The organism is Haemophilus influenzae (genome assembly GCF_001457655.1).
GTDB classification, from domain to species: Bacteria; Pseudomonadota; Gammaproteobacteria; order Enterobacterales; family Pasteurellaceae; genus Haemophilus; species Haemophilus influenzae.
Genome location: NZ_LN831035.1, coordinates 1,472,072 through 1,490,072, shown reverse-complemented (window position 1 = coordinate 1,490,072; position 18,001 = coordinate 1,472,072). Strand labels below are relative to the sequence as shown.

23 protein-coding genes and 1 tRNA gene are annotated in these 18,001 nt (G+C 37.4%); 9 read left to right on the top strand and 15 right to left on the bottom strand.

Annotated features, from left to right (window positions below):
- The first annotated feature begins 48 nt into the window (after window positions 1-48).
- Window positions 49-267, top strand: coding sequence for a cold shock domain-containing protein CspD (gene cspD, locus AT683_RS07315; RefSeq protein WP_005652728.1), 219 nt, complete (start codon window positions 49-51; stop codon window positions 265-267).
- 138 nt (window positions 268-405) lie between these two features.
- On the opposite strand, the gene ybaK is transcribed toward cspD, so the two are convergent.
- The gene (ybaK, locus tag AT683_RS07310) at window positions 406-882 is read right to left on the bottom strand and encodes a Cys-tRNA(Pro) deacylase (protein ID WP_005631703.1); all 477 of its coding nucleotides are present in this window, start codon (window positions 880-882) and stop codon (window positions 406-408) included.
- A gap of 58 nt (window positions 883-940) precedes the next feature.
- Between ybaK and AT683_RS07305 the strand changes: the two genes are divergently transcribed.
- On the top strand, window positions 941-1,894 hold the full coding sequence (locus tag AT683_RS07305) for an oxidoreductase (protein ID WP_005660359.1): 954 nt from the start codon (window positions 941-943) through the stop codon (window positions 1,892-1,894).
- A gap of 143 nt (window positions 1,895-2,037) precedes the next feature.
- On the opposite strand, the gene trpA is transcribed toward AT683_RS07305, so the two are convergent.
- The 3 genes from trpA to AT683_RS07290 are packed head-to-tail and all read right to left on the bottom strand — an operon-like array spanning window position 2,038 to window position 4,812.
- Window positions 2,038-2,844 carry a tryptophan synthase subunit alpha gene (trpA, locus tag AT683_RS07300; protein ID WP_005660361.1) on the bottom strand — a complete coding sequence of 269 codons (807 nt, stop codon included), beginning with the start codon at window positions 2,842-2,844 and terminating at the stop codon, window positions 2,038-2,040.
- Window positions 2,844-4,037 carry a tryptophan synthase subunit beta gene (gene trpB / locus AT683_RS07295; RefSeq protein WP_005656622.1) on the bottom strand — a complete coding sequence of 398 codons (1,194 nt, stop codon included), beginning with the start codon at window positions 4,035-4,037 and terminating at the stop codon, window positions 2,844-2,846. The genes trpA and trpB overlap by 1 nt, the downstream gene beginning before the upstream one ends.
- Before the next feature lie 16 nt (window positions 4,038-4,053).
- Window positions 4,054-4,812: an SDR family oxidoreductase gene (locus tag AT683_RS07290; RefSeq protein WP_005656623.1), complete on the bottom strand. Its 759-nt coding sequence runs from the start codon at window positions 4,810-4,812 to the stop codon at window positions 4,054-4,056.
- 179 nt (window positions 4,813-4,991) lie between these two features.
- On the opposite strand from AT683_RS07290, the gene purM reads away from it, so the two are divergent.
- Together purM and purN are read left to right on the top strand one after the other, a co-directional pair.
- The gene (gene purM / locus AT683_RS07285; protein WP_011272597.1) at window positions 4,992-6,026 is read left to right on the top strand and encodes a phosphoribosylformylglycinamidine cyclo-ligase; all 1,035 of its coding nucleotides are present in this window, start codon (window positions 4,992-4,994) and stop codon (window positions 6,024-6,026) included.
- A gap of 54 nt (window positions 6,027-6,080) precedes the next feature.
- Window positions 6,081-6,719: a phosphoribosylglycinamide formyltransferase gene (gene purN / locus AT683_RS07280; protein WP_011272598.1), complete on the top strand. Its 639-nt coding sequence runs from the start codon at window positions 6,081-6,083 to the stop codon at window positions 6,717-6,719.
- 83 nt (window positions 6,720-6,802) lie between these two features.
- Here the strand turns inward: purN and AT683_RS07275 are convergent, their stop codons facing one another.
- From AT683_RS07275 to fnr, 3 genes are all read right to left on the bottom strand, one after another.
- A complete protein-coding gene (locus AT683_RS07275; protein ID WP_011272599.1) occupies window positions 6,803-7,639 on the bottom strand; it encodes a DUF4198 domain-containing protein in 837 nt (278 codons plus the stop codon).
- A 197-nt stretch (window positions 7,640-7,836) separates the two neighbouring features.
- A complete protein-coding gene (gene uspE / locus AT683_RS07270) occupies window positions 7,837-8,766 on the bottom strand; it encodes a universal stress protein UspE (RefSeq protein ID WP_011272600.1) in 930 nt (309 codons plus the stop codon).
- 121 nt (window positions 8,767-8,887) lie between these two features.
- Entirely contained in the window at window positions 8,888-9,661 is a 774-nt protein-coding gene (fnr, locus tag AT683_RS07265) for a fumarate/nitrate reduction transcriptional regulator Fnr (RefSeq protein ID WP_005662331.1), read from the bottom strand.
- Window positions 9,662-9,944: 283 nt separating this feature from the next.
- Here fnr and AT683_RS07260 point away from each other — a divergent pair.
- Together AT683_RS07260 and AT683_RS09930 are read left to right on the top strand one after the other, a co-directional pair.
- Window positions 9,945-10,030: transfer RNA gene (locus AT683_RS07260), tRNA-Leu, on the top strand.
- A gap of 396 nt (window positions 10,031-10,426) precedes the next feature.
- A complete protein-coding gene (locus tag AT683_RS09930; RefSeq protein WP_224056841.1) occupies window positions 10,427-10,636 on the top strand; it encodes a tyrosine-type recombinase/integrase in 210 nt (69 codons plus the stop codon).
- 578 nt (window positions 10,637-11,214) lie between these two features.
- Here AT683_RS09930 and AT683_RS09480 read toward each other — a convergent pair.
- Both AT683_RS09480 and AT683_RS07245 read right to left on the bottom strand, forming a co-directional pair.
- Window positions 11,215-11,466: a phage antirepressor Ant gene (locus AT683_RS09480; protein ID WP_011272603.1), complete on the bottom strand. Its 252-nt coding sequence runs from the start codon at window positions 11,464-11,466 to the stop codon at window positions 11,215-11,217.
- 337 nt (window positions 11,467-11,803) lie between these two features.
- Window positions 11,804-13,075, bottom strand: a complete 1,272-nt coding sequence (locus AT683_RS07245) for a hypothetical protein (RefSeq protein ID WP_005666905.1) — start codon at window positions 13,073-13,075, stop codon at window positions 11,804-11,806.
- Window positions 13,076-13,675: 600 nt separating this feature from the next.
- On the opposite strand from AT683_RS07245, the gene AT683_RS07240 reads away from it, so the two are divergent.
- Window positions 13,676-13,879 (top strand): hypothetical protein, encoded by a 204-nt coding sequence (locus tag AT683_RS07240; RefSeq protein ID WP_005650497.1) that lies wholly within the window; start codon window positions 13,676-13,678, stop codon window positions 13,877-13,879.
- Here AT683_RS07240 and AT683_RS09710 read toward each other — a convergent pair.
- A complete protein-coding gene (locus AT683_RS09710) occupies window positions 13,857-14,015 on the bottom strand; it encodes a hypothetical protein (protein ID WP_005650499.1) in 159 nt (52 codons plus the stop codon). The two genes, AT683_RS07240 and AT683_RS09710, sit on opposite strands and share 23 nt — an antisense overlap.
- 327 nt (window positions 14,016-14,342) lie before the next feature.
- Window positions 14,343-14,564, bottom strand: coding sequence for a hypothetical protein (locus AT683_RS07235; RefSeq protein ID WP_005650500.1), 222 nt, complete (start codon window positions 14,562-14,564; stop codon window positions 14,343-14,345).
- Window positions 14,565-14,578: 14 nt separating this feature from the next.
- On the opposite strand from AT683_RS07235, the gene AT683_RS09470 reads away from it, so the two are divergent.
- A complete protein-coding gene (locus AT683_RS09470) occupies window positions 14,579-14,749 on the top strand; it encodes a YegP family protein (protein WP_005650502.1) in 171 nt (56 codons plus the stop codon).
- 313 nt (window positions 14,750-15,062) lie between these two features.
- On the opposite strand, the gene AT683_RS07230 is transcribed toward AT683_RS09470, so the two are convergent.
- Genes AT683_RS07230 through AT683_RS07215 form a run of 4 tightly spaced genes read right to left on the bottom strand, consistent with a single transcriptional unit; the run spans window position 15,063 to window position 17,658 of the window.
- Window positions 15,063-15,494, bottom strand: coding sequence for a hypothetical protein (locus tag AT683_RS07230; protein ID WP_038441203.1), 432 nt, complete (start codon window positions 15,492-15,494; stop codon window positions 15,063-15,065).
- Window positions 15,491-15,826 (bottom strand): STAS-like domain-containing protein, encoded by a 336-nt coding sequence (locus AT683_RS07225; RefSeq protein ID WP_005666912.1) that lies wholly within the window; start codon window positions 15,824-15,826, stop codon window positions 15,491-15,493. The genes AT683_RS07230 and AT683_RS07225 overlap by 4 nt, the downstream gene beginning before the upstream one ends.
- A gap of 2 nt (window positions 15,827-15,828) precedes the next feature.
- Window positions 15,829-16,908, bottom strand: a complete 1,080-nt coding sequence (locus tag AT683_RS07220) for a hypothetical protein (protein ID WP_011272604.1) — start codon at window positions 16,906-16,908, stop codon at window positions 15,829-15,831.
- A 51-nt stretch (window positions 16,909-16,959) separates the two neighbouring features.
- Entirely contained in the window at window positions 16,960-17,658 is a 699-nt protein-coding gene (locus AT683_RS07215; protein WP_005650509.1) for a LexA family transcriptional regulator, read from the bottom strand.
- Window positions 17,659-17,768: 110 nt separating this feature from the next.
- Between AT683_RS07215 and AT683_RS07210 the strand changes: the two genes are divergently transcribed.
- The gene (locus tag AT683_RS07210) at window positions 17,769-17,957 is read left to right on the top strand and encodes a transcriptional regulator (RefSeq protein WP_005650512.1); all 189 of its coding nucleotides are present in this window, start codon (window positions 17,769-17,771) and stop codon (window positions 17,955-17,957) included.
- Window positions 17,958-18,001: the final 44 nt, after the last annotated feature.

Here is an 18,001-nt window from a genome sequence, read left to right as displayed (position 1 = left end):
GTCTTGTTGATTTATTGTTTTAATAGGCTAAGCCTAGAGAGGTCTTTTATGGAAATTGGTATTGTAAAATGGTTCAATAATGCAAAAGGATTTGGTTTCATTTCCGCAGAAGGTGTAGATGCCGATATTTTTGCACATTATTCAGTGATTGAAATGGACGGCTATCGTTCATTAAAAGCAGGTCAAAAAGTACAATTTGAAGTTCTCCACAGCGATAAAGGATCTCACGCCACAAAAATAATCCCAATTGCGGATACTCAAGAATAATAAATACCCTAAATTTTTTTCTATTAATCCTAACTTAAAAGACAAGAATTAAAGTTAGAAAGTCAGTAAAGGACTAAGCTTAGTCCTTTTAGTTCGTATTAAATAAGAAATCCGCCTTTAAATTTATAAGTCCATCACTTATTCATCAACAATATCAGTAAATTCTGCACCTAATACTTTTGCTAAATCTTGTGGCGCAATTTCTACGCTTAGCCCACGTTTTCCGCCTGAAACATAAATCGTTTCAAACTCAAGTGCGGTTGAATTTATCACGGTTTTCACGCGTTTCTTTTGACCTAGCGGGCTAATTCCTCCTACAAGATAACCTGTACTTTTTTGTGCTGCATCTTTATCCGCCATTTCCACTTTTTTCACACCGATAGATTTTGCTGCTTTCTTTAAATTCAGCATATTGGCCGTTGCAAGCACAAAACAAGCGAGTTTTTTCTGATCGCCATTTTCCGCCACAAGTAAGGTTTTAAAAGAGCGGTTAGGATCAATGCCTAATTTTTCGGCTGCCTCATCACCAAAATGTTGATTATTCGGATCATGATCATAAGTGTGCAAGATAAAAGGAATTTTTTGTTTTTTAAGTAAATCAATTGCGGGTGTCATTATTTCGTTCCTGGTTTTGGTGTAAAATAATGCTGATTATTTTACAGCGGAGAGAAAAATGGACGCAACCTTAAATATTGCGATAGCAGCAGAATTTGAATTAAGTGAAAAAATTGTAGAGCGTTTAGAACAAAGTACGCTTGAAATTAGCAAAGTTTCTATTGTTGAAATAATACCTTTTGAAGAAGAACAAAATATTCGTTTTCGCAATAAAGGCGTTGAACAACTTGCGCCAAATGAAGTAGAGTGGGCTGATTTTAATTATGTCTTTTTTGCAGGAAAACTTGAGCAAGTTGCCCATATTGCGCAAGCAGCAGAGCAGGGCTGTATTGTCATTGATATGTTAGGCGTTTGTAGTGCGCTTTCGGATGTGCCTGTTGTTGTTCCAACGGTAAATGAATCACAATTACTTGAATTAAGACAACGTAACATTGTTAGCTTGCCTGATCCTCAAGTAAGCCAACTTGCTTTAACGCTTGCCCCGATTTTACAAGAAACGAATCTCAATCAAGTATTTGTCACCTCTTTATTGCCGACTTCTTATACGGATGCGGAAACCGTGACGAAACTTGCGGGACAAACAGCCCGTTTATTAAATGGTATTCCATTAGACGAAGAAGAAACTCGCTTAGCCTTTGATGTTTATCCGCATCAAGCACCTAATTTATCGAATCAATTACAACGAATTTTTCCGCAATTAGATCGTGCTACATTCCACTCAATCCAAGTGCCTGTATTTTATGGATTGGCACAAAAAGTCACCGCACTTTCAGATTATGATTTCGACTATCAGCCTCAAAATAGCGAGCTTGTCGCTTTAGAAGAAACCTTAATTACGCCTGTGCTTAATGGAGAACAAGAAAATGGCGAAGAATCAGTAAAACTTCATTTAAGTCAAATAAGTGCGGTAGAAAATGGCGTAGAATTTTGGTCTGTGGCAGATGAACAACGCTTTAATCTCGCTTTACTTTCAGTGAAATTGTTGGAAGGAATTTATCAGCAAGGTTATTAATGAAATTAAGGAGAATAGTATGCAAAATATTCTATTTATAATCCATTCAGCCCCTTATGGTGGATGGAAGCTGACAAAGTATTAAATTTTTAATTTTCTCGATAGCTAAAAGAAACCCGCCACAAGTGCGGGTTCTTTTTTGCTTATTTTGTTGCAGCTTTCATCGTTTGAACAAATTCAGCTAATTCAGCTAAACATTGCTCGTGATTATCTAAATTTCGCTCAATAATTTTTACTGTTGCCGAACCTGAAATTGCACCAGCCGCTCCCAAAGCTAAGGCTTCTTTAACTTGTGCAGGCTGTGCAATGCCGAAGCCTTGTAAAATTGGCGGGGCATAGTGGGCTTTAAGTTGTTCTACAAGGGTATCTAAATTTGCTGCGTGAGCTTGATTTTCAGCACTGGTTACGCCTGCACGTGAGACTAAATAGGTATAGCCTTCGCTATTTTTCGCTACGCCTTGAATTGTTTTCTCATCCGCATTTGGCGGGCAAATAAAGACGGGTTGAATGCCGTGTTTTTTGGCCGCTTGTACATAATCTTCTTTTGCGAGTAACGGAATATCTGCTACAAGCACAGCATCAACACCAACTTCTGCACAGCGTTGATAAAAAGCATCTAAACCTTTAGCAAAAATTAAATTGGCACAAAGTAATAAGCTAATCGGAATCTCGGGATATTTTGACCGCACTTTTTCCAATAGTTTAAAGCTATCTTCACTGCTATGACCTGCAGTTAAAGCACGATTATTCGCGGCTTGAATAACTGGGCCATCGAGTAGCGGATCGGAAAAAGGAAAACCGAGTTCTAAAGCATCTGCACCGTTATCCACAAGTGTGCAAATGATCTCAAAAGAGCAGTCGAAAGTAGGGTCGCAAAGGGTAACGAACGGCACGAAAGCCCCTTCATTTTTTGCGTTAAGTGTCGCAAATTGCGTTTCAAAACGGCTCATTAGTTCGTTCCTCCATTTAAAATTTTATCAACAGTAAAAATATCTTTATCGCCTCGTCCTGAAAGATTAACCACTAAAAGTTGTTCTTTTTCAGGATTTTGTTTAATCAATTTCAAGGCATAAGCCAAGGCGTGTGAGCTTTCTAATGCAGGAATAATGCCTTCGTGTTTTGCCAATTCTTGGAATGCGTTAAGGGCTTCTTCATCGGTAATCGATACATAATCAGCACGACCAATCTCATTTAAATAAGCATGTTGCGGCCCGACAGAAGGGAAGTCTAACCCAGCTGAAACAGAGTAAGATTCCTCTACTTGACCATCTTCGGTTTGCATTAAAGGGGATTTCATCCCGAAATAAATGCCCACTTTTGCATGACCTAATGGTGCGCCATGTTCACCGCTTTCAATGCCTTTCCCTGCAGGTTCAACACCAATTAAACGCACATTTGGTTCATCAATAAAATCAGTAAACATACCAATTGCGTTAGAACCACCGCCAACCGCAGCAATCACAGCATCAGGTAAACGACCTTCTCGTTCTAGAATTTGACGTTTGGTTTCTTCGCCAATCATTTTTTGAAATTCTCTCACAATCGTCGGGAAGGGGTGAGGGCCTGCCGCCGTTCCAAGTAAATAATGGGTGGTTTCATAGTTTGCTGACCAATCACGCATCGCTTCACAACAGGCATCTTTTAAAGAACAAGAGCCTTTTTCTACAGGAATTACTTCAGCCCCCATTAAACGCATACGGAACACGTTTGGTGATTGACGCTCAACATCTTTTGCACCCATATAAACACGACACGGCATATCTAACATAGCACAAGCTAGGGCGGTTGCCACGCCGTGTTGCCCTGCACCTGTTTCGGCAATAATACGCGTTTTGCCCATACGTTTAGCCAATAAAATTTGCCCTAACACTTGGTTTGTTTTGTGTGCACCACCGTGTAATAAATCTTCACGTTTAAGATAAAGTTTAGTTTTTGTGCCTTTGGTTAAGTTACGACAAAGAGTAAGTGCGGTCGGTCTGCCCGCATAATTTTTGAGTAAATCAGCAAATTCTGCTTGGAATGTAGGATCATTTTGAGCCTCCACAAAGGCTTGTTCTAATTGCTTCAAAACAGGCACTAAAATTTCGGGTACATACATTCCGCCAAATTCGCCAAAATAAGGGTTAAGAAGTGTGTCTGACATATTTTTTCCTATTATTTTATTTTTCTTTTGAAACGCTCATTCCTGCAAAAGATTGAGCGGTTGGCATTACTTCAATACGATTAATGTTTACGTGTTCAGGTTGTTGATGAAGCCATAATACAATGTTCGCAATATCTTCAGGCTGAACCGATTGCACGTTTTCATAGACTTTTGCGGCTCTTTCATCATCGCCGTGAAAACGCACATTAGAGAACTCCGTACCGCCACATAAACCCGGTTCAACATTGCTTACTCGAATTTTTGTGCCTGCCAGATCGGCTCGTAAATTTAAGCTAAATTGTGTGACAAAAGCTTTAGTTCCACCATATACATTACTGCCCGCATAAGGATAAGTACCTGCAATTGAACTCAAATTGATAATCTGCCCGTGATTACGAGCGACCATATTTGGCAACACAAGGCGAGTGATAGTAACCAATCCTTTGATGTTGGTATCGATCATCTGATACCAATCTTGTAAATCCGCTTTATGTGCTGGCTCTAATCCCAAGGCTAAACCTGCATTATTCACTAATAAATCGACCGCTTGCCAACCTTCAGGAAGGGTATTTAGAGCGTTAATTGTGACTTGTTCATCACGAATATCAAAGGCAAGCGGTAGAAAATTATTGCCCAATTGTGAATGGATTTCTGCCAATCGATCTGCACGTCTACCCGTGCCAATCACTTTATAGCCTGCTTCGATCAATTTTTTACAGATCGCTAAGCCAAAGCCTGCGGTTGCACCTGTTACTAATGCAGTTGTGGTTCTCATTTTTTCTCCTAAATCTTGAGCTTATTTGTACTATTAAGGTAGTACAAATAAGTTTTGATTGCAAGCAATTTCATTTTAATTTTAAAAATGTCATTAAATGAATTAATTTAACAATATCGCAAACGTTTGCTTGATGGTATAATCTGCCCAATTTTTATTTCAACTGATTGAGGTTAATCGTGAGCAACACACAACTGAGCTATAAAGATGCTGGCGTCGATATTCACACTGGAAATGAATTAGTCGAACGTATCAAAGGCGATGTAAAACGCACTCGCCGCTCTGAAGTTATGGGCGGATTGGGTGGTTTCGGCGCATTATGTGCTTTACCCACCAAATATAAAGAGCCAATTTTAGTTTCTGGCACAGATGGCGTTGGCACAAAATTACGTCTTGCGATTGACTTGAAAAAACACGATACCATTGGTCAGGATTTAGTGGCAATGTGTGTGAATGACTTAATCGTACAAGGTGCAGAACCGCTTTTCTTCTTAGATTACTATGCTACAGGGAAATTAGACGTTGATGTGGCAGCAAGTGTGATCAAAGGTATTGCAGATGGTTGTGAAATGTCTGGCTGTGCGTTAGTGGGTGGCGAAACCACCGAAATGCCAGGAATGTATCACGAAGGCGACTATGATTTGGCGGGTTTCTGCGTAGGCGTGGTAGAAAAATCAGAGATTATTGACGGCACAGCAGTGAAAACAGGCGACACGCTTATCGCACTCGGCTCAAGCGGTGCACACTCAAACGGTTATTCGTTAATTCGCAAAGTGCTTGAAGTAAGTGGTGCAAATCCAGCGGATTTATTAGAAGGTAAACCACTTAGCGAACACTTTTTAGCACCAACCAAAATCTATGTAAAATCGATTTTACAGTTGATCAAGCAGACCGAAGTTCACGCCATTGCTCACTTAACAGGTGGTGGTTTCTGGGAAAATATCCCGCGTGTATTACCTGCAAACACAAAAGCAGTGATTGATGAATCAAGCTGGCAATGGCCTGCGATCTTCAACTGGTTACAAGAAAAAGGCAACATCAGTCGTTATGAAATGTATCGCACCTTTAACTGTGGCGTAGGTATGGTAATTTCATTACCAGAAAAAGAGGTTGAAACCGCTCTTGCATTGCTTGAACAAGCGGGCGAAAAAGCGTGGGTTATCGGCAAAATTGAACATCTTGGCGAAGGCGAAGCACAGGTTGAGATTCAATAATAAAATCTTAAATTTAAATTCAGCCCTTTTGGGCTGATTTCTATAAGGAAGAAAATGAAAAAAATTGCCGTCCTTATTTCTGGTCAAGGAACAAATTTACAAACTATTATTGATGCCTGCCATTTAGGCGATATTCCCGCCAAAATTGCTTGTGTGGTAAGTAACAAAGCTGATGCTTACGGCTTAGTTCGAGCCAAACAAGCACAGATTCCGCAAGCGGTCTTTCTTCGCAAAAATTTTTCCAATAACCTCGAAATGGACGACGCCATTGGCGATTATTTGCAAAGCCTAGCCGTAGATTTGATCGTCCTTGCTGGTTATATGAAAATTCTTACCCCAAAATTTACCCAACGTTTTGCAGGGAAAATTTTAAATATCCATCCTTCTCTTCTTCCTAAATACGCAGGCTTAAACACCTACCAACGTGCGATTGAAGCAGGCGACAATGAACACGGTACAACCGTTCATTTTGTCAATGAAGAAGTAGATGGTGGTGCGATTGTCTTACAGGCGAAAGTGCCAATCTTCCCTGAAGATAGCATCGAAGAAGTGGAGGCTAAAACCCGTGAGCAAGAATATCAAATTTATCCGCTTGTGATTAAATGGTTTACCGAAGGGCGATTAAGACTTAAAGATAATTTGGCATATCTAGATGGGAAAGCTCTGCCAAAATCTGGATATGCAAATGAATAACTTAGAATTTAGACAGACTATTTCTGTATTTTTTATTTAATTAGGATGTAAAAGTGCGGTGAAATTTTACCGCACTTTTAAAATTAGTGATGATGGTGTTCTGGTTTTGGAGGTAGTTTAGCTAATCCTTTACCAACCGGTAAAATTAATGTGCTATAGCTTGCAGATTGCTGACAAATTTGTTGATCTGCAAATGGTGTTTTATGAATAACTTTAATTTTCCAAATACCATCAATTAATGGAATGATATTCACACGTCCTTGACTATCTGTTTTACCTGAAAAACCTTGTGGTTCACGATGACCTGTACTTGCTTCAAGATCTTTCACGATAATAGTATCAGCGGTTGCGATGACAGTTTCGCCTGCTAATGGCTGATCTTGGTAGAAAATTTGAACAGGGAACGGTTCGCCTGATTTCGCTTTGCTAGGATCACGCAAAGGAACAATTTCCAGTGGTAAACCAACTCTTGTCATTGCCATTTCTGCATTTAATGGTTTTTTACCAACGGTAACAAGACTTTTGCCAAACATTTGAGTTTGTTCACAATAAGTGGGATTTTCTAATTCTTTCAAATTATCCATTTTCCAACCTTCAGCATTTTGTGACCAAAAAGTAGGTTTATAAGTCGCTGTTACCCAATAAGAACCATCGGACAATGCTTTCTCTGATTGATATTGATAGTTTTCGCCTTTTTGGATTAAGGTTTGTTTTTCTCCATCTTGACGAATAATTTCCATTGGTGCAAAAATTTTTAAACGTGCTTCAGGAATTTTTTCTACATAAGGGTAATCCCCATAAGCTAATTCTGCTTTTAATACAGAACCAGATGTTAATTTCGTCGGTGCTTGAACCCAAACTTCATGAGCTTGTGCTGTGCCAGCTAAAACCAATAATCCTGTAATCAATGTCTTTTTCATATATTTCCTTAATAAGAATGGAGGAGTTAAAAATGAGTGTGAATACTAAATGAAAAGAGCTATCATTTAAATAGCTATTTAAATAAAATTTTAAGATTTGTGATCGAGATCACAAAATGAAAAATACCATAAGAAATAGTATAAAAATACCCTAAATACAAAATATTTAGGGCGTCTTATAAATTGAGGAAAATGTTTTAATCGTCTTTTTTAGATGGTTTAATGCCTAATAAATTACAACTTAATTTACTAATCACATGTTCTGCAGTATTGCCTAATAATGCGGCAGATAAACCTGTTCGTCCCACTGTGCCTAAAATCACTAATTCAGCTTCAATTTCTTTCGCCACTTCAGGAATAACTTCCTCTGGGAAACCTTCGCGTACGTGAGTATGATCTTCATCAATCCCAAACTTCTGACGTAACGCTTTCATATTAATGAGATGCTGACCTCGAATACCGTTTTCATAACCTGAAGTATTAAATTCAGGTAAATCAATCGCCATATTGATTGGCGCGGAAGGGTAGGCTGCCACCAAATGGACATTACCACGATTTAGATTTTCCGCGAGTGAAATACCTGTTTCTACCAGCTCTTGATTAAATTCATCTTGATATTCTTGTTCTCCAGAAACATTCACCGCCACAAGAATACGGCGTTGATGTTTCCAATCGCCATCACGAACCATTAAGACAGGAATAGGGCATTTACGAAGAAGTTGCCAATCAATGGGAGTAAAGATAAGAGACGTCAGTTTTTCTTCGTCTTTAGTATATTTTACGACTAGATCGTAATTATTATTTTCTACTTCTTCGTTAATTGCATCAGCTTCATTGCTATTCCACACAATATGAGATTGTAATTCAATTTCTGGATTTGCATATTTATCTAAGTAATATTGAACCACATGGCGGTGTTTTTCAATTACTTGTTGATGCATTTCTGAACGTTCTTCAGAAGAAAGTAAAGCTGACATTTCATAAGATAAATCATAGACTGATAAAAGTGCGGTGATTTTTACCTTAGTTTCATTTTTTTGTTCTTCAACTAAACGCACTGCACGAGCTAGGGCGTACTGTTTTTCATTACTAGGATTAAGTACAACGAGAATATTTTTAAATTTCATAATAGCCTCCAAAATTGAGGCATAGGATAAAAAAGAATAGCAAAAATGGCAAGGTACAAGATTAATTTGGATAAATTTATTTTTATCAAGCACAAAAAGGCGTGATATTCACGCCTTAAATTTATTTAACTAATGTAATTTTTGTTTTATTCGTACCAGTTAATTCAATTAAACCATTTAAATCATTGATTGTAATATATTTGCCTTGTACGCTAATCACGCCGAGTTTTTGAAAGCGGCCTAATAAGCGGCTGATGGTTTCTACTGTTAAACCTAGATAATTACCAATATCGCCACGTGTCATTGTTAAACGAAATTCTCTTGCTGAAAAACCTCGAGCAGAATAGCGTTTAGAAAGATTATGAATAAAAGCAGCCAAACGTTCTTCTGCATTCATTTTAGATAGCAATAAAATCATCTCTTGATCACTTTTAATTTCACTGCTCATCAAACGTAAAATTTGCTGGCGTAGTTTTGGCATTTTTCCTGCCAAATCATCTAAAATATCAAAAGGAATTTCACATACCATAGCCGTTTCTAGAGCTTGTGCAAAACTAGGGTGTTGCATTTGAGTAATGGCATCAAAACCAACTAGGTCACCGGGCAAATGAAATGAAGTAATTTGTTCTTCGCCAGATTCACTAATCGTATAGCTTTTTATTGTGCCAGAACGAATAGCATAAATTGAATTGAGAGAATCTCCTGCTTTAAACAATACTTGAGACTTTTGAATCGGTTTTTTTCTCTCTATGATATTATCAAGCTGATCTAATTCTTGTTCATTTAAGGTAAAAGGAATACAAAGCTGACTAATACTGCAATCCTGACAATGAATCGCACAACCGCCTGATTGAATTTTGCGCCCTGATTGAGCTCCTGCAACGAAATTTTTCATGTACGTCTCAAATATTGAAAAAAATAGTGTAAAATTGATCTAACGCAAATATTCTACCACTAATTAGTCAGATTAAGAAGAGTAAAGCATTATGGCAGCTGAAAAATTAACAAAAAAACGTTTAGCTCAAATTTTAATTATGTTGTGCATTTTAATTATTGCATTTGTTTGGCGATATTTTTAGAAAACAGAAAATTCTTGCTTATTTTTAAAACAAATGGATTATTTCCAATAAATTTTGCTTGTCACATTCTTATATATACGTATAATTCAACCCCATTAAGCCTGGGTGGCGAAATTGGTAGACGCAGCGGATTCAAAATCCGCCGTTGAATAAACGTGTCGGTTCGAGTCCGACCCTAGGCACCACATACAAACCCTTGATCGTTGGTCAGGGGTTTTTCTTTTATGCATTTCAACCAGTAAAATCAATAAGTTACGTTCATATCCGCTATAAATTCATCACCAATCCCAACCTCAAATATTGCCATTTTTTAAGTATTTTTATGCATCGATTACGCCAAAATTACGCCAATGCAACATGAAATGGGGTGCGGAAGAGGAAAAGAAAATAGAATTGCAAGCGCAAGGATTGCAACCTGATACATTATTTTCTATTTGAACGAAATTACGCCAACAAAGCGTGGAGAAAAGCACGAATTTAATCGGCTGAATCGCTTTTTACGCCATCCAGTTACGGATAAATATATATCTGATGTTAGTCGGATAGGGGATGAGGAATTGTGTTTTGATATTAAGTCTAGTGTGCTTGATGCAACATTCCGAAAACTCAAAAAACTTGCCGAGCGAGAATATTTGCATTTTCACGACACACGGCGTGAGGCATTGACTAGACTATCTAAAAAAGTAGATGTGATGACATTAGCCAAAATATCTGGGCATAAAGATATTTCGATTTTACAAAATGTCTATTATGCCCCTGATATGGCGGAGGTGGCGGAATTACTCGATTAGCTAATATGTTTAGCATTGATCCGCCCCAACGAACAACTTCGCCTGCGATATAGCGTGGGCGAGAATTTTGTTGATCGACTGTAACGGGTTTTGGGAAATTAGGCAGTTTTGAAATAATCTTGGCAACGGTTTGATAGTGTCGCCCAAAATATATTGCGATATCCTCAAGCGTAATTAAATTTTGGCTTTTCTCGGTCAAATTAGATAACGCCGCCATTTTTGCCGCATTCACAATTTCTTCTTCGGCTTTCTGCGAAAGTTTAATTGGTTCCATATTTCCTCCAATAAAAAACCGCCCATAAGAGCGGTGGTTTGTTAATATTGTTGTGTCTGTTCGGCATGACAGATTTTGCCGTCACAGTCTTGATTAAGATTTAGGGCGTGCGCCATATACACCACAAATGCACACACGAGCGTAATGATTAATTTGTTCATTTTCTGTTCCTTTTGTCGGATTTTAGGTGTGAGAATCCGCCGCAGGCTTAAAAAAGTGCGGTCGGATTTTGTGATGTTTTATTGGGCAATGAGGTTTTTCGCTCTTTCCCAATTCATTTGATTAGACGCTTTAAATGGTGCAATTAATTTCTGAGTTCTTTGCCCATATCGAGGGTAATGTGATATTCCTTGCGTGGGCGTCCGTTGGTGCGTTCGGTGATGACGAGGTAGTCTTCATTTTGGATGAAGCCATATTCGTTGATGCGGTTTTTGATCCAATCAGTGTATTGCTGTTTGCTTTCTACGAATGCGTGAAGTTCACGAGCGTTGCAAAGTTGAACGGGTTGATTTTGGATTAAGCCATTAAAAACAGGAATTAAGTTTAAGTGTGTCATTGTGATGTACTCTAAGTTAAGTTTTAAAACTCATCACGAACCACTGCGAATAGTTGGTGATGAACTGAATAGGATTCGCAGTACCGTACTTAGAGCAAAACGGCGGATCTTTCGATCCTCCTAAACAGTTCATCATTGGGCTTTTTCATAAATTTATGAAAAAGGTAGAATAGCTGTTTTGTGGCGATAAAAAAAGACGCATTGAGCGTCTGTCTTTCCACCGCTCCAAGTTATTCAGAAACTGCGACATTCCCGACTTTCTGTTGAAAGTGTGGTTATCTTAATCCGAAGTGAGGGCGGTGTCAAATAAAAAGCGCTGAGAATTTGAGGGAGCGAGTTATTCATCATCAATTAATTCTTTTGTTTTCTTTGGAATGTCATTCACCTCTCCTTTAATACCATCAACAGCTTTATCCAGGCGTTTTCCTACTCCATCGATAATTGTTTCAAGTGGTGTGCTTTTTAAATCTTTGTCAAAGACTTTGGTTGGATTTATCCCCAAATTATCCACGGCAATTTGCAGAAGTTGCTGATGTAATTTAGGGTCTTGTTCTTGTACTTGTTTCTTATAACCTTCAAATGCCATTGCTGAGGAATATTTGTAGTTATAATCCTCCCTTAATCTAAAGAGATAAGCCCGTTCTTTTGCTTTTAACCAGGCGATGACAAGTAACGGGATTGTCACAATGGACTTAGCAAGAAATTGTAAAATATTAAGGCTGTCTGCTGCACTCAGGCTTGTTGAATAATTGAACAATGAAATAACAGATGTTGCAACAAGTGACCCAAGCAAAATTTTATCTACAGCTTTCATTTTACTATCGATATTTTCAGATTGAGTTTTAAACGAACCTGCCATGCTTGCTCGGTTGGCGTCTTCAATAATCATTTCAATCTCCTCTTTTTGTTTATTGAATAATTTAATCATACCTTCAATATCTTCATGATATTTTTCGATTTGGGGTTTATTGGTTTCCGCTGTGGTTGCTAATGTCGTAATTTTAGTAAGATTATTTTGTGCGGTGAATTCATAGTTCGAAATGTCGCCACTTAATTTCTCTGACTGTTCGTGCCACTGGGAAATTTCAGTTATTTGTTCTTGTGCGTCGTTATAAGATTTTTTGAGTGTAATCAGTGAGTTTTTTAAATTTTCGAACTCCTTTTTATTCTCTACTAATTGCTCTTCAAGTGAGATGTGCTCTTCTAAATTCAATTTTGCTTTGGATATATCTGCAGCAATAGCATTGAGTTCTTCTTCTGTTCTTAATTCACCCTTAACTTCAATTAAATATAATTCCTTGATTGTCATTCTTAGTTTGATTAGAGATAAAATAAATGAATTTACATCATATTCATCCCATTTATTACTCGCTCTTTTTTTATTGAGGATGCGAATTATTTTTTTAATTAATTGAAGAGAAATATATTTTGCATAGGAAATTTCAAGACTTTTTCCAGATTTTTCTATTTTCTCTATTAAGGGATAAAGTTGCTCTATTTCTTTGATAATTTCGGGTGATTTTATTTCGCCCATCCACTCATAGTCTTCGTTGATTTTTGTATTAATTAAGTTTTTTAACTCAGTCAGTCTTGCTTTAACGGTTTTCATAGCATTCCCTTTATATATTAAAAATTATTCTGATTGTAAGGTAATTTTTCGGGATAAAAAAGCCCTCGTTTTACAGAGGGAAAAACTAAGGAACCGCATAAGTTTTAAGCCCTCATGCTCGGCTAACTTCGTTTGTCTGCCATTTCAAAGCGCACTCTGTCTTGCATTTGTGTTTCTGTGCGCTTGGATTCACTCTCTGCTGAGTACGCTTTGAAATTTACCGTCTTTCCGGTATGTCACGCCTTTAGCTAACGTTTGCTGTCTGTCGCTTTCCCATTTTTAACCAACTTGAAAACAGACCAAAAGGTGTGGTTCGGTTTACCTGTCTGTTTCCACTTTCGGCAACTGCACCGTTTTTCACAGGCTTCCACTTGGACAGATATTCAAAACACAGTGTTGCTAAGTAGGTTAGGGCTTTCAATCTAACGACCGCCTAGCACCGTTATGCACTGTGATTCTGTAGCCAAATTGTCTAAAACTCAAAACAGGTTAATGATGAGTGCCTTTCTTTATACTTGTAAGGCTCAAGTCCTTATTGTCACCACAACACATAAGGAATATAATTTCCCTCAACCACAACACAAAAAATAAGGAAGCATCATGAAAAAAATAGCAGCAGATAAAATAGCTCTTGTTATGGCAAGAGATATTTTAAAAACAAACTCTCAATATTTGCGAGAAGTTAATGAGTATGTGGCCGAAGATATTGCCAGATTTGTTTCAACATTATCATCAAGATTGCAAGAATCTATTGATGATAGCATTTCCAGTTCAGATATTTTTAACGCCCATAAGAATCAATAAACATCACTGCCGAACATACACTCTCAGCTAATTCACTTGGTGTTAAATTTGTATTTTTATCAGCACTTTCTAATACAGCCTGTTTGATTAGATTTTTATCTTTATCAGATAGGCTTTTTTCTTGTTTTTCTTCCATATTTGAACCTCGTTTGTTTTATGTCTGCCATTTCAAAACACACTTCATCTATCATTCGCAACGGTTTCACATGCCGTTGTGTCTCTGTACTAGCAAATGTGTTTTGAAATATCCACATTGGGATATTCGCCTGCTTGAGCTCCACTTTCGGCAACTGCACCGTTTTTCATTGGCTTTGCATGGGCAGACTTTAAAACTCACTCTTAACTAAGTAGGTTAGGGCTTTCAATCTAACGACCGCTTAGCACCGTTGGGCTTCCGTCTGCGCTTCCGCCGAGTGAGTTTCTTTAACCAAATTGTTTAAAATTTGTGATGAAAGTCACTGACTTACATAAACTTTTTAGCTATTCTTGTAATCAACCTTGATACTTTCGATAGCGGATTTTCAGGAATGTAAACTGAAAGGTGAATCTCGCCGTCAACAGTACCTTGGGACATTGCTTTTAGCTTTTCTTCCGCTTCTTCGAATGAATGGGCGTAAACATCTGTCGCCCACCTTTTGCCGTCGAAGTGATAAGAAATTGCATAGCGTTTCATTTCTTCTTGCATAAGGAACTACCTCTATGTATTTTCAGATATTTCAGGGTGTAAACAATCAGTGGTATTGGCGACTAAAAGCCGCCAATCATGAAACCATTGCAGTTAGCGAGGGTTATACAACCAAACAAAACTGCCTACATTGCATTGGTCTAGTTATGGATACTGATAGAAAGACACCTATTTATGAATCTTAATAACTAAGCCCTGTTCGCAGGGCTTTTTTTCATCACAAATTTTTAAAGAGCATTGAGATTGTGTATCTCGTTTTGATGTGGCTAATTCTACTTAAAGTAGATTTAATTGCAACTAAAATTTGCACAAAAGTAGATTTATTCTCTACTTTAATTTGTAATCCGTTGATTTAAAAAGAAAAGAATTTTGAGAAAAGTTGTTTGATTGCCTGTTTTTTAGGCAAATTAGGTGAGGGAGGTGAAAAGTTCGGTCGATTTTTGAGGTGTTTCGGTGAGTTTTAGGAAAAAGAAAACCGCCACGAAGGCGGTTTAGGTGTCATATAAATTTAGGAGTAAAGAAAGTCTTTAGTGCATCTAACTTATAAATTAGTCCACGCATTGCAGTGTTCCTTACCTCAAGATTATCTGATACAAGATGATCTGTAATTGCTTGTTTTACTTCTCTTAACTCCATTCTAGGGTAACGTTCTGAATTTGATAGGCTTTTAATTTCCAGACATTTTGATTGCAATCTTTTATGAAATGCAATCATAAGGTGGTAATCCATTTCATCACTTAAATTTGATTGTGTCTTTTTGTGGATATTTAACGCTTCTGTAAAAACAAGATCGCACAAATCAGATAATTTTGAGAGCTCTCCATTATAAGCTGTATTTTTTAAACCCCTTGCGCCTAATATATAGCTTATAGGTAACGCAAAGATAGAAACTATAAGCGCGGAGAAAGCTATTAGATCAGAAAGAGTCATTTATTATCCTTCAAAGATAAAATCTCAATCTCTTTTTCTACATAACTTTTAATTTCGTCAATAATATCATGGTCGTCATTTGAAATAAGGTTTTTAACAAGATTTAAAACAACCTCTGGAGAAATACCTTTTCTAATTGCTCCTCCAAAAGTTTCTTCAAGAAATGAAGAGCCATATCCTTCTGTGTCATCTAAATTAAGAATGATATCAGGATCCCTTTTTATTGCTGGGATAAGAATAGAATCTCTAAATTCCTCTCCACTAGCTTTACCATCTTTAATGTAACGTGGACCTGGATATTGGCTGAAATCTTTTACATAAATAGTTTGCATTATTATTCCTTAATTTCTTGTAGCGGAATGTTCCACTGAACAACAGTACCATTAATAGAGTATCTAGATTCTTTGGTTAAATCTGGCTTATCTTTGCCATTATACACATACATTCCTCGATTTGAACGAATTATTAGCCTGCTTCCTGGTGTTTTGTCAATAAATGCTCGAATATCACTTCCCCCTTTTCCTCTATGTCCCAATCCTGTTCGGGTTTCTTTAATGAGGGTAGAGGCTTTTATATATAAACAATCTTTTGTCGGTTTCCCCAGCTGCTTTAGTCTATTCCAAATAGCAGAAAGTACATTTGCTTTCTGTGTTTTTTCTAGGGTATTAGGGATCCCGTGACCCAAATCACAAACAAAAAGTGACAATTTTCCTTCTAGGATAGCAAGCAACATCCACCAACGTTTTATAGGAAATTCTCGTTCACTATAAATATTTTGGGCGTAAGCATGTTCTACCGCATTTGCAATCGCTTCAATGTAACTAGGATATATCCCTTTCACCCCCATACTTTTAAGTTCATCTAATAGTGGCTTTGTGATTTCGCCATCTGCACTATCACTATAAACATAATGCCAACATTTCACATTTTCTTGAGAAGATGAAGATGTATAATTAAACCCTAAGGATTTATATAGTCCTATATGACAAAATATAGCATCAACATCATAGGGAATATGTTTACGATGATCTGCTGGTTTTGATTTTGGTCTTACAATTTGAAATTTCAAGGTTCTATATTGCGATTTTATCGTATCTAAAACAGCTATTAAAACGCTACAAGCGGCAGCATCGATAATATCAGTGTCCCGAAAATTTAGTTTCAGGCGACTTCGACTTCGTGCTGCTAGTTTTGCTTTTTCTTCGAGCTCTTCTTTAAATGCTACAAATTCATACCCTATTTCTTTAGCTAAAATAATTTTATATGGGGCGATAACCTCAAAAAGATTAAAGGATTTATGAGCAAGATGTTTATATTTAGGCTTTCCGCCTCTTTGTCTGATTTTCTTTTCTTTACTTGTGAGAGCTCGTAATGTTCTTTGTCTAACAATAGATCTCCATAATCGAATATCCATAGTTGGTTCCTTGGGTAACTTATGTAGAAGTCGTTTTAGTTATTATGTTTTCTATAATAATACTGAATACCAAAACACTTTCCCTAACACAGAAATATCTTGTAGTTCTGCTATTTCATCAGGGTGTTCTTCGGTGTTATAACTGCGGATTTTCACTTGTTCGTTTGGCATATTGTAAAGTAGCTTTATGCGTAGTAGCCCACCGTGATTTATTGCGTATATTTTCCCATCTCGGATTGTTTTATTACCAAGATCAATGCCAACTGTTGTTCCATCCGGAATAACAGGCTCCATCGAGTTTCCGTCAGCAATCACACATACCGCATTTTCGTACTGTACGCCTTGTTTACGTAGTGTTGATTTGGAAAAACGCAATTTGAAGTTGTTATAGTCCGCTATGTCATCAGCAAATCCGTTTCCAGCAGCAAGGCGAATGTCTTGATAAAACGGAACGGCGTATTCATCGCTATTTAGTGGAGTATTGCGATCCCATAAGTCGAATGAGCCAACGTCTTTCACATTAGAAGTTACTTGATTTTCTAAAGAATCGACTGTTCCGTATTTCAAATGAGCAGGGGTAACTCCAAAGTACTTCGCTATAGCTTCAATTTTATTATCTCTCGGGGTTGCAGTGCCTAAAGTGTAACGTCTAGCCATTTCATAGGTTACGCCAACAGCTTTTTGTAAATCCACAATATTTTTGCCTTGTTTAGCCATTAATTCATTAAGTCGGCTTGCTAAATCTGTCATAGACACTCCTTTATTCTACTAAAGGTAGAAGATACAAAATTAAAATGGTTGATTCAATTCTATTTTTAATAGTAGAATTATACTACTTTAAATAGAATAAAGAGGTTAAAATGCTACCAATCGAAAAAGCTTATGAAATCGTGGGCGGTATTTCGGCTATGGCTCGACATTTCAATCTTACCCCTTGGGCTGTTTCCAAGTGGCGTGAAAAAGTACCTGCGGAACGTTGCGCAAAGATTGAAGAACTTACAGATGGAAAAGTCAAGAAATCCGAATTACGTCCTGATTTGTGGGATTAATTTACCAACCTTTACCAAAAAGAAAACCATAAAAATAAGGCAAA